Origin of the sequence: Spiroplasma endosymbiont of Polydrusus pterygomalis (assembly GCF_964030825.1) — a bacterium.
Classification (GTDB): Bacteria; Bacillota_I; Bacilli_A; order Mycoplasmatales; family VBWQ01; genus Spiroplasma_E.
Genome location: NZ_OZ034964.1, coordinates 178,426 through 193,475, shown reverse-complemented (window position 1 = coordinate 193,475; position 15,050 = coordinate 178,426). Strand labels below are relative to the sequence as shown.

The 15,050-nt window shown below is 23.2% G+C and carries 17 protein-coding genes; 2 read left to right on the top strand and 15 right to left on the bottom strand.

Annotated elements, in window-relative coordinates; translation table 4 throughout:
• Positions 1–55 precede the first annotated feature (55 nt).
• Entirely contained in the window at positions 56–394 is a 339-nt protein-coding gene (locus ACQH25_RS00940) for a hypothetical protein (protein WP_425381417.1), read from the top strand.
• Between the two features lie 232 nt (positions 395–626).
• On the opposite strand, the gene ACQH25_RS00935 is transcribed toward ACQH25_RS00940, so the two are convergent.
• From ACQH25_RS00935 to ACQH25_RS00920, 4 genes are all read right to left on the bottom strand, one after another.
• Positions 627–845, bottom strand: coding sequence for a hypothetical protein (locus ACQH25_RS00935; RefSeq protein ID WP_425381416.1), 219 nt, complete (start codon positions 843–845; stop codon positions 627–629).
• A gap of 150 nt (positions 846–995) precedes the next feature.
• Positions 996–1,820, bottom strand: a complete 825-nt coding sequence (locus tag ACQH25_RS00930) for a hypothetical protein (protein WP_425381415.1) — start codon at positions 1,818–1,820, stop codon at positions 996–998.
• Positions 1,821–2,321: 501 nt separating this feature from the next.
• Entirely contained in the window at positions 2,322–2,609 is a 288-nt protein-coding gene (locus ACQH25_RS00925; RefSeq protein ID WP_425381414.1) for a hypothetical protein, read from the bottom strand.
• Between the two features lie 254 nt (positions 2,610–2,863).
• Positions 2,864–3,253 carry a DUF3800 domain-containing protein gene (locus ACQH25_RS00920; RefSeq protein WP_425381413.1) on the bottom strand — a complete coding sequence of 130 codons (390 nt, stop codon included), beginning with the start codon at positions 3,251–3,253 and terminating at the stop codon, positions 2,864–2,866.
• A 37-nt stretch (positions 3,254–3,290) separates the two neighbouring features.
• Between ACQH25_RS00920 and ACQH25_RS00915 the strand changes: the two genes are divergently transcribed.
• Positions 3,291–3,422 carry a hypothetical protein gene (locus tag ACQH25_RS00915; protein ID WP_425381412.1) on the top strand — a complete coding sequence of 44 codons (132 nt, stop codon included), beginning with the start codon at positions 3,291–3,293 and terminating at the stop codon, positions 3,420–3,422.
• Positions 3,423–3,479: 57 nt separating this feature from the next.
• On the opposite strand, the gene ACQH25_RS00910 is transcribed toward ACQH25_RS00915, so the two are convergent.
• The 11 genes from ACQH25_RS00910 to ACQH25_RS00860 all read right to left on the bottom strand — a co-directional run bounded on the left by ACQH25_RS00910 (position 3,480) and on the right by ACQH25_RS00860 (position 14,511).
• Positions 3,480–4,541 carry a hypothetical protein gene (locus tag ACQH25_RS00910; protein ID WP_425381411.1) on the bottom strand — a complete coding sequence of 354 codons (1,062 nt, stop codon included), beginning with the start codon at positions 4,539–4,541 and terminating at the stop codon, positions 3,480–3,482.
• Positions 4,542–4,556: 15 nt separating this feature from the next.
• Positions 4,557–6,173 carry a tyrosine--tRNA ligase gene (gene tyrS, locus ACQH25_RS00905; RefSeq protein ID WP_425381410.1) on the bottom strand — a complete coding sequence of 539 codons (1,617 nt, stop codon included), beginning with the start codon at positions 6,171–6,173 and terminating at the stop codon, positions 4,557–4,559.
• An 8-nt stretch (positions 6,174–6,181) separates the two neighbouring features.
• Complete coding sequence (locus tag ACQH25_RS00900; RefSeq protein WP_425381409.1) at positions 6,182–6,637, bottom strand: hypothetical protein; 456 nt, start codon at positions 6,635–6,637, stop codon at positions 6,182–6,184.
• A 467-nt stretch (positions 6,638–7,104) separates the two neighbouring features.
• On the bottom strand, positions 7,105–7,401 hold the full coding sequence (locus ACQH25_RS00895; RefSeq protein ID WP_425381408.1) for a helix-turn-helix domain-containing protein: 297 nt from the start codon (positions 7,399–7,401) through the stop codon (positions 7,105–7,107).
• Positions 7,402–7,435: 34 nt separating this feature from the next.
• Positions 7,436–8,383 (bottom strand): DNA-binding protein WhiA, encoded by a 948-nt coding sequence (gene whiA, locus ACQH25_RS00890; RefSeq protein ID WP_425381407.1) that lies wholly within the window; start codon positions 8,381–8,383, stop codon positions 7,436–7,438.
• Between the two features lie 24 nt (positions 8,384–8,407).
• Positions 8,408–9,373 (bottom strand): thioredoxin-disulfide reductase, encoded by a 966-nt coding sequence (gene trxB / locus ACQH25_RS00885; RefSeq protein ID WP_425381406.1) that lies wholly within the window; start codon positions 9,371–9,373, stop codon positions 8,408–8,410.
• Positions 9,357–10,559 (bottom strand): prolipoprotein diacylglyceryl transferase, encoded by a 1,203-nt coding sequence (locus ACQH25_RS00880; protein WP_425381405.1) that lies wholly within the window; start codon positions 10,557–10,559, stop codon positions 9,357–9,359. The genes trxB and ACQH25_RS00880 overlap by 17 nt, the downstream gene beginning before the upstream one ends.
• Before the next feature lie 32 nt (positions 10,560–10,591).
• Positions 10,592–11,539, bottom strand: coding sequence for an HPr(Ser) kinase/phosphatase (gene hprK / locus ACQH25_RS00875; RefSeq protein WP_425381404.1), 948 nt, complete (start codon positions 11,537–11,539; stop codon positions 10,592–10,594).
• A gap of 937 nt (positions 11,540–12,476) precedes the next feature.
• Positions 12,477–12,641 (bottom strand): hypothetical protein, encoded by a 165-nt coding sequence (locus ACQH25_RS00870; RefSeq protein ID WP_425381403.1) that lies wholly within the window; start codon positions 12,639–12,641, stop codon positions 12,477–12,479.
• 427 nt (positions 12,642–13,068) lie between these two features.
• Positions 13,069–14,022, bottom strand: a complete 954-nt coding sequence (locus tag ACQH25_RS00865) for an SGNH/GDSL hydrolase family protein (RefSeq protein WP_425381402.1) — start codon at positions 14,020–14,022, stop codon at positions 13,069–13,071.
• Between the two features lie 84 nt (positions 14,023–14,106).
• Positions 14,107–14,511 carry a hypothetical protein gene (locus tag ACQH25_RS00860; protein ID WP_425381401.1) on the bottom strand — a complete coding sequence of 135 codons (405 nt, stop codon included), beginning with the start codon at positions 14,509–14,511 and terminating at the stop codon, positions 14,107–14,109.
• Between the last annotated feature and the right edge of the window lie 539 nt (positions 14,512–15,050).

Genomic DNA, 15,050 nt, shown 5'->3' with positions numbered 1-15,050 from the left:
ATTTTTAATTAAATTAAATGATATAATCTTAAAGTAAGGAAAGGAAAAAATAGAAATGATAAATAATGAAATTTATGAAAAAATAGTTAGTATCAGCTTTGTGATAGCAATTATGATAATGGCTATTGGTTGACTAGGAGTTAATAAAAATAAAAAAAGATATTTAATTTTATGAATAGGTGTAATTCCAATAATTATTAGTTGTATATTTTTATTTTTTACTAAAAATTATTATCATCATATTTTATTAATATTAATATTATCATTTTCTTACTTAATTTACATAGGTTTTTTAATCGTTAGTACTTGTTGATTTATTAAAATAAAACGAAGAAAAGAAATTAATCAACAAGTAGAAAAAACCTTTGATTCAATTAAAAATAATAATTTATAAAAAGTTACCATTTAAGGATAACTTTTTTATTATTGCTAAATAAAATATTTTAAAAGCAAAGATGTCATTAGAAAAAAATTGGTAATAATTATTATAATTAATTAAATATATTATTACATACATTACAAAATATTATCTTGAAAACTTTAATTGATTCATCAACAAATTTTTTCATACTTTTGAAGAAGAAAAGTAAACTGCTCAATTTGAGCAGTTTTAAAATATTTAAGTTTTACATTTTTTGTAATTTACTACTAGAACTTTGCCCTTTACTTGTTGAAGCTTCGCTATTTATTTTTGATTTATCTTTTTCAAATCCAAGAGCATTAGCAACTCTTTCTCTTCTTTCACGTTCGTTTTTTTCCCCTCAAGCTTTGTTTATTCTATCAGCATTTTTGTCATGTGCATCTTTTGTTGCTTGACTTCATTTTTCACTAGGTTCTCACGGCATGATTTGTTTTTTCCTCTCTTTATTATTTTTGAATACTTTTTTTACCTTTAAAATATCCAATAAAAGTATATATTTTTAAAACAAAAAATGTGTAAAAAATAATAATAAATTACTATTTTTTAAAAATAATGATTTATAAAATAAAATAGATTATGATATTGAATTTGAATGATGTATTTTAGTGGCTGGTGAAGGTAACTCTTGCTGGTTTACTGTATTTCGTATAAATAAATCAAAATTATTATTTATTGTTTTACAACTTATTAGTTCGTCCGAATTTTTAACCTTTCTATTATCTACTTCTTGTTTTAAAATCTTAAATTGCATTTTTAATCTAATTTCTTTTTTATCACTGGTAAGATCTTTAATTATTGATTCGCGTTCTCGTTTTTCGCGTTCGTTTTTTGCTTGATTTTTAAATTTTTTATTATATCATCATGATTCAACTTTTTTTATTGAAGGAGAAACAAACGATGTACCAAGTTTAAAGAGTAAACCAATAACACCCAAAATAAGTATAGGAGGATGAAAAACACCAATAATCAGAGCAATTGTAGGTAATAATACACTAGTAACTCATATAAGCTTTTCTTTTTTAGTTGGTTTTAATTTTAAGTCATTATGTTCTTTTAGTAGGTTTTTAATTGGTGTAAATTTAAATACTTCTTCTTTATTTTCTTTATCAATTAGTAATAAATTTTTTGTGTATTCTTTTATATGCTGGTAATGTTTAGTTTGTTTTACTACTTTGAAATTGTTGTTACCAAAATCATGCAAAAATATTGTTTCTTCACTGATTGATTGATTAGCATGTATAAAAGTTGTGATAAAAAATATTTTATCTTCAATTGGTAAAATTTCTTCGTATATTTTTTCTACTTTTTTACCATCTCATATTTTTATCATTTGATTATCAATTTTATCAATTTTTTTTCGTATTTTGTAGAATTCTTTATCTGTAGTTACTTTTTGCATTTTTTTATGTAACTGTGTTATTTTATTACTTTTATCAATTCAGAGTGCTGGGGGAGTTGCTGGTATACTTAATTCGTTAATATATTTGTCTAATTTTTGATTTAGTTGACATATATTGGATTCAAATTTATTAATTTCATTATTGTTTTTTGTATTTTTTTTAAATAATTCTTTGTTATTTTCTCCAATTCAGAAGACTTTATTTTCTATATTTTTAATATTTTTGTTTTTAAATCATGTTTTATTCCGATCAGTATTATTGGAATTTGATTTATTCTGTATTTCTTTTGAAAGTTCTTTATATTTTATTTTTAAATCAGAATTATTTTTTTGAATTTCTTTAGATAATTCTTCATTATTTTTTCTGACATCGTTTAATGCTTGTTTTAAGTCAAAAATTTTTTTTCTTAATTTACTTATTTTTTTATTTTCTAAAATTGTTACAACACTATTTGCATAGTTTGAAAAATCATCAACACATTTTTCTTCAGTAGTATTGGTTTATGTTGCAACTTCTTTAGTTATTGTTTGAATTTGTGATATTTTTTCCGTATCAAAGTTATCTACAGCATCATAAAATATTTCATTTTGTGATAGATCGTCATTAACCACTATTGGTGATGATTTTTCCTTAGTATCACTAAAAAATTTTATTGTTAATCCGCCATGTCTTTGTTTATCTTTTCCTCTATTATTTTTAAAAGTAACATTTGGTTGATTTAAAATATCTTTTATATCTTGTTGTTCTATGATTTTTTGAAATGTTTGTGATTTTGTTTTGTCAGTCATGTTAATATCTCCTTTTAATATTAATAAAAACCCATTTACTTTTAAAATAAAGTAATGGGTTAAAACTTATATATTGGATAACAACTATATGTTATCAATTTTTTTGTATTTTACAAGTTAAGTTTTAACAAAAATTAACAAATTAGATACAACTTAGGAATCAACATTTATTAAATTTACTAAATAACAGTGGCACATTTTTTTAAAGTGCAAAAATAAATATTTATTTTCTTATCTTTTTTATAAGAACAGATTTAAACATAAAAGATCCCTAATGAAAGGGATTTTTGCCTATAATAGCCCGTTGCTAACAAATAACGGTTAGATTGACTGGAAGTAATACACATTTTATTTGAACAATACTTGGCAAAAATACTTTTATTTTCATGAAATTTTAATATAAAATATGCAATTAAATCAGCACATCTTATATAAACATTTATTTTGGAATCTTTATATTTTATATTAAAAGTAAGTTTTTTTTCTTCATTAAGCATTTTTAAGCATAATTCTTGTTGAAGATATTCTTTTAGTTCATTTCTAAAAGGATTTTTTCCCCTATTATCCAAAAATATTTTAATATCATTATTATCACATTTTATAATTTTATTTTTAATGGAAAATAAAATTAAACATTTTAGCAAATAATTAAATGTTCCATTTTCATTTCATGTTTTTTTAATGCAATGCTTTTTACAAATTACTATTGAAAATGGAATAAAAGTTTTATTATTACTAATAACATCTTGTAAAATTATTGAGCAATCATTAAGAATTATATTAATGCCTTTTATCTCATCAATTTTATTATAATGTTTTGGATTGCTTTAATTTCCAAGTTTTTTTTTAAATATTTAGACAAATAATCCTTTAAAAAGGAACATAAATTTTTTTTAAATTTTCAATGATATGATTTCTTATTGTTACATCTTTAATTGACTCAGTAAATACATCTATTTTAGGTTTTAAAGCACGATAACGATCAACATTTTCTGGAGTATCAGTAGCAACTACTGGCATGTCTTTCATATTATTATCAAATATTTCTACTACTTCTGCGTATAAATTAATAATATTACTATATGAATTAAAAATTGGTACCATATAATTAACATCTAAAAAATCATTATTAGAATGTTGATTTAAATTGTCTAAAATTGTTTTTTTATTAGTAGCAACTTCTCCTGTCATTCGCATGTTATCTAAAGCATCACTAATTTTATTATTTTCAGTTTCTCTTAATGTAATAATCATTTTTAATTTTTCAATAGTATCATTACATTGTTCATAATTTGTATCGGTTTTTAATTTACTAATAGTTTCTCTCAATGTTTGATCATTTTGATATAAAGTAATAATAGTATTAATATCTACTACATTAACATTAAAAAAAGGCAGATTATTATCAATGCTACTAAATACTTTATGAGTAACAGAATTAGTAGGTATTTCATTTTTGATGACACCATAACTTAATAATTTATTACCAAAAATATTACTACCCATCATAATAATTAACATACCACCTAAAATACTCATCCTAATAAAATTAATTAAAATTCCTACTGTCGCATTTATTGCTTTATGTTCAATTTTAATGTTTTTAAAAATAGTAAAATATAAAATAATATAAATTATTCAAAATAAAATATTAACGCTAACAACTCAAATAACAACATATATCAATAAACCAATATTATCAATTAATAAATTTTTAAATGGAGCAAAAGTGCCAGTAAATTCACTAAATCACGGTGACACCATATTTTTAAAAGTATTTATTAACAACGGTCTGAATGCTAACATTACACCAATACTAAGTAAATTACCAGCACTAATAAATGTTAATGCTCTACCTCCAATAAAAAAACCAGTAATAATACCAAAAATAATAATATCTCATAATAGTGGAGAAACATTAACAAATATCATGAACAAATACCTTCCTTATTTATGAACAACTATAAAATAATGACGCTTGCCTTTTTTAATAACTGTTACTTGATTATTGATTGCATTTTTCTTACTAAGAAGAAAGTTAATATCAGTGATTTTTTGACCATTAATAATAATTGAACCCTGGGAAATTAATTCTCTTGCTATCCGTTTTGAATTACAAATTTCACTATTAACCAAAAAATCAACTATTTGCTCATTATGATTAAGATTCAAATGTGGTACATCTTTTAAAACTTGTAAAATTTCAGATGATTTCATTTCATGAATCCGATCATGAAAAAAAGCATTAGTAATATTAATAGCACTAAAATATCCATTTAGTTTATGAATAAATACTGTTAATAAAGCTGCTAAAATTTTTTGACCATAATGCTGTTTAACATTACTATTATGAATTACTAAAATTTTTGCTATTTGTTCTTGATTAAATAAAGTTAAAGAATTAAAAAAAGTAGGTAAATCTTTATCTTCTTGATTAAATAAAAATTGATATAACTCATAAGGTGACGTTTTTTCACTATTTAAAAAAATAGCACCTTTCTCACTTTTACCAAATTTTTCACCATTAGTTTTTGTTAATAAATTAATAGTCAGACCAGCAGCATGATGGTCATCACCTTTTTGTTTTCTAATTAAATCTAAACCTGCTGTAATATTTCCTCATTGATCACTACCACCAGATTGAATATAACATTGTTCTTTTTCATATAAATGATAAAAATCATACCCTTGTAATACCATATAAGAAAATTCAGTATAAGAAATACCAGAATACAAACGATTAGTAATCATTTCTTTTCCTAACATTTGATTAATATTAAAATGTTTACCAACATCACGTAAAAAAGTAGTAATTGTTAATGGTCCTAATCATGTTTGATTATTAATAATTTTAATTGATTTAATTTTATTATTTATTGTTCCCATTGGTAATTTTAAAAAAGCATATCAAATTTCAAGGTAATTATCACAATAATTTAATAATTGTTTAAATGAAAGATTATTTAAATTATTTTTCATCATAATTCATTTTTGATCAAAATTACAAATCTGATATAAAGTTTTTAACAAAGGTACTGGTAAAGCTAATTCTTCTCATGGTAATGGTAATGTTTTTAAAATACTAATTAAAGTTTGTTGATATTGATTATTAGGATTTATACTTTTAATAATCATTTCTAACGTTTCATATTCTTTATTATTTAATAAATCACACGCTTTAATTAGTTCTAATGATGTTATATTAATAATACTTTCATGATTTAATAACATTATTAATTGATCTTTAATTTTTTTAACATTATTTTGTAAAACTTTTTCATCTAATAAATTACGCTCTTTATTTTTACCACTTGGATCACCAATCATTGCTGTGGTACCACCAATAACAGCAATTGGTTGAAAACCAAATATTGCAAAACGATGTAATAAAATAATTTGTAATAAATTTCCCAAATGTAATGAATCATTTGTTGGGTCAAAACCACAATATATTCCTTTTCCTAGTTTTCCAGCATTTATTACTTTATCGATACTGCTAATATCTTTCAAGATATTACGTCATTTTAATTCTTCAATAATATTTGTTTTTAATATGTTATCCATAGTAACTCCTATTTATTTTCATTTAAAATATCATCAATTAATAAATCAATAGTTGTAATAACTGTATCACTATTAGTTAAATTATTAATATTAATAGCTGTATTTTGTTTGTCTATTTTTTCATGAAATGCTAAATAATGTGATGACAAACTATCATATCTTTGTTGTTGTGCTTTATCCTTTTTATTTTGTGCAATTCTAGTATTATCAAGATTACTAAAATTATTATACGCTACTTCTTTTTCTGGAAAAATATTTTCTTGATTTTTTTTATCAACATCTTGTTTAATCGTAATAGAACTACTATTATTTTTTCTAATATTAATTGGAGTTGAAGTTAATTTTTGATAATGAAGACCAAATATCGGAGAAATAATATTACTTAATTCATAACCTTCTTGCTTAACATTTTCATTATTATTAGTAATATTTTTAATTTCAACTTCATTATTTCCTATTTTCATAATAACTCCTTAATGTTAATTAATAATTAATTATATCATTTTTAATGATTAATTAATTTCAATATAAGTTTAATAAAAATAAAGAAAGGGAAGACTATCTATGAATATTGAGGAAACATTAACTATGTTAACAGTAAGAACATTAGCAACAACTAATGTATCAACTATTATTTTAAATAGCAACAGTAATTTCAAAAAACTGAAATTGTTGACTTAGTTTTTGGTTTAACTTTCAAAAATGATAATTTATATGTTGGAACTTGAAATAACAAAATTTATAAAGTTAATTTATAATGCAGTCCTTTTTTAATTTTATTAACATTTTACATTATTTGCATTACTTAAAATTTTAATAATGTTTAGTAATTTAACTAACAAAAATAAGAATATTTAATCAAATATAATAACTATTTAGCAATAAAAAAGTAGTACTTTAAAAGTACTACCTACAACGGATAAAATTAATGTTATTCAACACTAAATGTGTCATATAAATTTGAAGTATCAATATTGTCAAACCCTATTGCAAAAAATTCACTAATAGATGAATCTAGCCCATTAATTATTTTTAATATTGCAACTAAAGAAACATTTCTTGTTCCTCTTTCAGCATCCGAAATATAATTACGATGTAGGCCACTTGCTTCACCAAGTTTTTCTTGAGAAAATTTTTTACCTTTCTGATTACGTAAAGTTTTCATTCGTTTTCCAAAAGCATTTAATAAATCTTGACGACCTTTGCTTAAAATTTCTTTCTTTTTCATTATACGGCCTCCTCTATATACTTTTATTATTAAGTTATAATGTTTCTTGATACTTTTTTTTAATTTCGCGAATTAAATGATTAACTCCAGACTTAGTAATGAGAACACCAGTCTCTTGATAGTAAAGTTCACCTAATTCTGAAAGTGACGCTTCAGGATTTTTTAATCTTAGATTTGAGATAATTTGAGCTTTCAATGATAATGCTTTAAAAAGTTTTTTCTCTTTTAAAATAGAAATCATTGTCACTTGTTGGTCACCAGCATTTAAAATTTTTTGTTGATTAGAAATATCAATATTATTAAAACGATTAATATTATTGAATAATTCTCGTGAAATACGTTTATCTTCAAAAGCGAAAACTGCCTGTGGACAATCAATTATTTTTAAAAAGTCAGAAATTACATTAGATTTTTTTAGATAAAGCACCGTTTTGTTACGACGTTTTATTATTTTAAAATTTAATTTAAAGGTTTGTAATAAAATATTCTTAATTTTCTTTGCCAACATATCATCATGAAATTGTAATTCCAAATGGTAGTTAGGTGTTGAAGGAGAATTGATACTGCCAACTACAAGGAAGATTCCAGCGATATACGCTCTTACACAATGCTCTTTTACTATATGCTGATGTACTGCTTCTTTCTCAATATAAAGACATTTATCTTGAAGCATTAAATCATTAATAATAAAATTAATTTTATTATTAATATGAATATTATACACCTTTGGACGATCAAATTTATTTAAAACATCCACTGTTACTATCAATTTTACATCTTTATATTGATTTTTTAAAAATTTATATATTAATCTAGTAGTTTTGTTATGAAAACTATGAATAATAATCTCATTATTTAATTTATCTGAATTTATAATCTTACCATTAATAAGCGAATATGCTGATAGCAAAGATTTCTGACAACAATTTTTAAAATTTTTTTGACAGATTTCATCTTTTACACTTGTCGTAAATGATATCATTGACTATCACCTCAATTGTACACTTTATTCATTAAGATTATCAATAAAATTTATTAAATATTGTGCTGCAATTGCCCCATCATTAACAGCAGTTACTATTTGTCTTAAATTTTTAGCAATTACATCACCAGCAGCATATAGTCCTGGAATTTTAGTTTGACACTTATCATTAACAATGATATAACCATTGCTATCACAAATATCTAAATCTTTAACAAATTTTGTAACAGGGTCAGAACCAATATAAGGAAATAAAGCATCAGTAGCAATTTCTGTATTTTTTTTGGTTTTAACATTTTGAATTTCTAACTTACCAATTTTTTTCTTATCAGCAGTACCTAATACTTGCAATACCACATGATCCGTTATTAAATTAATATTTTTATTATTTTTAACTTTATTAACAGTTTTATCATCAGCACGAAATTGATCACGACGATGTATAAGATTGACTTTATTAGTAAATCTTGTTAAATATAAAGCTTCTTCACAAGCAGCATAACCACCACCAACAACAGTAATAATTTTATTTTTAAATAAAGCACCATCACAAACAGCACAATATGAAACACCACGATTAGCATACTCTTCTTCGCCAACAGCACCAATTTTGCGTTCTAATGTACCAGTAGCAATAATTACTCCTTTAGCAGTATAAAACTCATCACTAGCTAAAATAACTTTTTTAACTTTATGATCTTTGCTATCTCTAATTTTAGTAACTTCATCACTAATAAATCCAACTTGTAGTTTTTCAACTTGTTTTTTCATTTTTTCTGATAATTCACGACCTAAAATATAATCATAACCTGGGTAATTCTCAATCTCAGAAGTTTTAATTATTTTTCCACCAGCAGCATATTTTTCAATAATTACTGTTTTCAAATTAGCCCTTTGCGCATAAATAGCAGCTGTCATTCCTGCTGGACCACCGCCAATAACTACTAAATCATAATCATATTTATTTTCTTTATTAGTATGACTTTTCATATAATCATTCTCCTTTACGAAATCTTGATGGCGCTATAATTTGGGCAAATATTACTAAAGTTAAACCAAAAACAACTCATATTCCAGAAATTATCATTGAAGTTGAAACATTACCTATCTTCATAATGTCTCTACTATCGCGAAGCGGCTCTAAAATCATTCTAATAATACCATAAAAGACAAAGTATAAACTACCTGATACTCCTGCATATGTTACTCGATAATTATCAGGATTATATATAGCATTTAAAACTTTAGAATGTGGTTGCATATTATATTTAAAACTTAAATATCTTTTTTTTATTTTTGACTTAATTCTTGCATTTTCTTTAATATCTTTTCATGGTATTTTTTTAAAACTGTTAACAAGATGCTTATCAGGTGTGAAATCAAAATACGCTTGTTTTCAACTATCATGTTTAAATTTACGATAATCATGAATTTTTTTAATAACTTTTCATGGCATAATAATATCTTTTCAAACAAAAGGATTAGTTTGTAACGGTGAAGTAAATTGTGCAGAATTTAATTTTCATGGTTTTTTGCTAAATATTTGTCCTGCTTTTGGTACAAAAAATGTTAAGAAACATCAGCCAAATAATGATGAAATTGACTCATATAAAAATAATGGTTGACGATAAACAGCAACTGGATCGGGATTATTACTATTAAACCCATAATGTAAATGGTTATTAATTCATGTTGGTAATCAACTAAAAGGATGTCCAACATCAGCACCTAGTAACTCTTGATTAAAAAAATTACCTCATCTACCAATTGCTTGACCTAGCAAAATATTTGGCACAATACAATCAAGAAAAACTCACATTGAAATTTCTAATTGTTTTGAAGCACGATAAAAGATGAAGAAGCCTACTATCATCGCAACGCTAACTCCTCCTTCAATTGCCATACCACCTCTTCAAACAGCAATGACATCAATTGCACTTTCTATCAAACTAGTATTATTAAGAACATATCACCCTCGCGCTCCAATTAATCCTGCTAAAGCAATAATTAATGTTCCTCATTCTAAAGTTTTAGTGGGAATATTACGACGATATAATTTTACTCATGAAGCAATAACAGCAGTTAAAAAACTTATTGCCATTAATATTGAATAAATATGAATCCCTGTTCCTGGAATATCAGTAATTAAATCATTGTACCCATTGTAATTAGACATATTTTTTCCTTTTTGATAATTTACTAATTAAATTATTTGTTTTTTGTTAAGTCACGAATTATTTGTTTTTCAAAACTAGAAGTAGCATCTTGCCCTTCATTTTTTAATTTTAAACTAATAACTGCCGCTTCAATTAAATCGGCTAAATTTCTTCCTGGGCTAACAGGAATTACTATTTTTGGCACTTTAACTTCAAAAAAAACTTCAAAATTATCATGATTACCAAGGCGATCAACTTTATTTCAAGCATCATTTTCAATTTTAATTAAATTAATAATTAAATTAATTTGACTCTCATGCATTATAACATGATATCCATACATTTTGGTAATATCTAGAATACCAATTCCTCTAATTTCAATCAAATTTTTAATAATAGGATTAACTTTTCCTACTACCTTATTATTAACCTTTAAAATATCAATACTATCATCACCAATAAATAAGTGACCATTGCGTAATAAATCTAATGTTGTTTCTGATTTACCAATACCACTTTCACCTGTTATTAATACACCATAACCAAAAATATTTACCAATGTACCATGTAATCGTTTAGATTCAGCTAAACGTTCAACAATATAAGTAGCAATTGTTGCTGCAAATTCAGAAGTAAAAAATAATACTTCAATAATTGGTACTGTTGAATTAATTTCTTTAGCACAAGCACACAATTCTTTTTTAAATTTAAAATTAGGCGTTATAAAAATAGCAGGAATATGATTACCTAAAATGTTAAAAAAATGGCTTTTAAATTCTATTTTTGCCAAAGAAGAAATGTATTCACTTTCTTTACTACTCAATAAAATTATCCGATGACTACGTGAAACTTGTTTAGTTTTAAATCCTGCTAATTCTAATCCACCACGATTAGTACCAATATTAGTAATACTTCTTTTTGCAATTGGAGATTTAGGATTAGCATATAAAACTGTTAAATTAAATTTTGTTACTATTTCACCAACATTAAGATTTGTCATATTCAATTTCCTGCCTTTTATAATTAAAATTTTAATTAATTTTAATAATTAATTTCAATCACAATATTAATTATATATAATATCGCAACAGAAAGTTTATTATTAACAATAAATATTAAAAAATTTATTGAAAACTACTAATAAGTTATTAATATAATAACTCATTTTAAACAAAAATAAAAATGAATAATAATTATTAATTAGAATTAAAATTCAAGTATTATTCATTTTTTTAATAAATTAAATATTTTTTATTTTATTTATTAATTAAATTCATAATTAATATTTTCATAATCATTATTACTTTTTTCATCATTACTATTACCAATTTTGGATAAATCTAAAGCCTTATATAACCTATAATTGGATACGCTTTATTATTTGATTTCATTTTAATATCAAAATTAACTTGTAAATAATAATATGGATTTTTAGAATTTTTTTCCTTTTATTTTAGCTTTTGGAAAAGACAACGAACTATGACTAACAATAACTTTTTGTGTATCTCAAATTCGACCATGTGATGGATTATTTTTTTTCTAAACAGTACAGTTAACACCATGTTTTTGTAAATATTGTTCAATTATCTCAAATATTTTATCAAAAAATAATTGCTTTTCATTATGAAAAGCATTCCTGAACAAATTATTGAATCATTATCATGATTTTTAATCTTAGTTTTGAAAAATAATCGGTAATTAGCTACTCTCAATTAGGTTATAATTAACTATAATTTAATGTATTCATACCTCAAAGCAACTTTATATTCATAATTTGTTGCATCACGATCCCAAAAATTTGTCATTAAAATTTTTGCCATATTTTTAAAACTAAGCCATCTTTTTCTTTACGTTGCAATAAAAGCATTGATGGTGTTAAAGCAGAAATTTCTTCATTTTAATTAAGAATATGTTTACCATCACGATAATTTTTAATTTTAACTGAATTGTGGTATTGCTTTATCAAGTACTTCCATAATAAATTTGACAACTTCTTTATCATCAGTAATTACTAAATTATCATTACATTTTTCTTTACACTCTTTTAATTTATCTTCTAATTCTTTCTTCTCTTCTTTTATTCAATGACATATTTTTGACAATTATGTATTTCACACATTATTATTACCACTTATCTTCATCCTTTAACTATAATATGTTGTAAGCATCCCTTGTTATAAAAAGCATAACTGCAAAATAAAAATATATAATAAGAATCTGAGTTTTTTATTAGCATTGGTAATATTAGTAATTATTATTGTAAATTTACAATTAAATTGGCTTTTTTAACTTTATTATAAAATATTTATCAAACAAACAGCGATATTAAATTCTAAAAAAATGAAAAAATTCAAGCATTAAAAAAAGATATTGATTATTTTAAAAATAAAATTAATAATATCTATTTATCAATTAATAAAAAAGTTGTTAACAACCTTCAAAAAACAAATTATGGTTGCTAAAGCTTATCAAATAATAAAAAATTAAATGATTGTTAATATCTAATAATTTATTAAATATTAACAATCATTACTTATTCTTAACAATTAATTCAATTAATTCTTGACCAATAATATTATGTGCTCATTTATTAGGATGAATATTATCAAAAAAGAAATAATTATTAATATTTTTCTCATTAACATTTTCATTGAAATGTGGAATAATAATGCCATTATTAATGATTTCACTAAAATCAGTAGTAACTGCGGCATCAGTAATATTATGATTACTATCCAAATTTTTAAACTGATTAATAGCATTTGTTAGTGCACTAAACATGTCATATTTAATAATAATTTTTTTATTTCTGTTTAATGATTCAATAATATTGTCTAATATTTTATTAAATTTATTAGTTAGCAATAAAACACGTTCTTTAATTGTATCTTTATTTTTAAACAAAGGCGTTAAACTAATATTAGCAACATTAGATAAAAAAATACGCTGGGCACCTTTCGTTATTAATTTATGTAAAATATCTTTGATTAAAGTAGTCGCTTCATTAATAACTACTTCTTGATTACTTACTGATAGTTGTTTGCTGGCATATAAAATATCATTACCACCAATTTCAATAAAAATTATATCGTTATTATTAATATGACGTTGACTAATTAAAGCATCTAATTGATGACTAATGTCAAAATGATTAATAATAAAACTTTCTAATGTTAATTCTTTTTTTCTACTAGCTAAGGCACCACTTACTGCATAATTATTACCAATTTGTTCATCAGCTAACAAAAAAAGATCAAATTTTCAAGCAGGTATTAAATTAACATGTAAATAATCAGCAATAATTTGTGCTGCTACTGGACCATTAGAAAAAGAATTTTTATAAAATGGTGGTAACATTTTAACTACTTTTGACATTTTTAAATGCTTAAAAAGTGAGGTTACGCCACCTACTAACGCCCCAGTATCTGATAAGCTATCTCCTAAAACATAAAAGTTACCCATTATTTTTTCACTATTATTCATGATTTCTCCTTTAATAAAATTTAAAACTAAAAATATCATCATTAACTTACGATATTATGTAAAGTAATTAAATCATCATGATTTTTAAATTATTGAATTTCCTCTTCGGCGATAATCTTTAATAATATTAATACTAATCAATTCACAACTTGTACCAATAAGACCAAAACAAAAACTAATAAAATCAAGTGAAATACTAACTTGATCTTTTCGATATAATTTCATATTTTGTTTTATTAAAGTTTTCTTAATTTTAATTAAACGATACATTAAGAAAAAAGGTAAAAAAGCTAAAATAAAACTAGTACTATCAAAGAAAATAGCAACAACAGTTACTCAAAGTGATACTTTTTCACTATTTCAAAACGGTTGTAATGCTAAAATACTTACAATTCCCAAAAATACACCTATTAAGCCAGTAGCAAAGCTTACTAAATCCATTGTAAGTATTTTTTTATTAAACTTTAAAAAATATACTCTTTTTTCCAAAATAACAAATCCTTTCCTGAAATTATGTATAAATAAAATTGTATCATATAAATGAAAAAACGCTCCTTACTTTTTAATAAACGAATAGCAAATTGTTATTTTTGAAATATTAATGATTATAATTGTATCATTAATCTATTATTTTCTGGTACAACTTCATTATTATGAACATTAAATGCATTGATTTCGTTACTAATAACACTAAATTCTTCTTTAAAAGTAACAAGTTGTTGTCTTTTTTTGCTAATTTCTACTGCAATTTCATTTAAGCTTTCTTTAATATTACAAATTTCTAATCCAATTTTAGCAAGCTGTTGTTTTTGCTTTTGTAAAATAAGTTTTTCACATTTTATTTTATTAATTAATTTTGCCGCAAAATTATAACAACCAAAAGTAAAAATATTAACTATTTTACTTTTAAATTTAAAAAATTTACTTATTTTTTGCTTTTGAAAAATTACTAACTTTTGCAGACTGTTATTATGAAAGTTAAGAATATTAATTTGCTGTTCATTCTTTTTATATAATTTTTGTTTTAA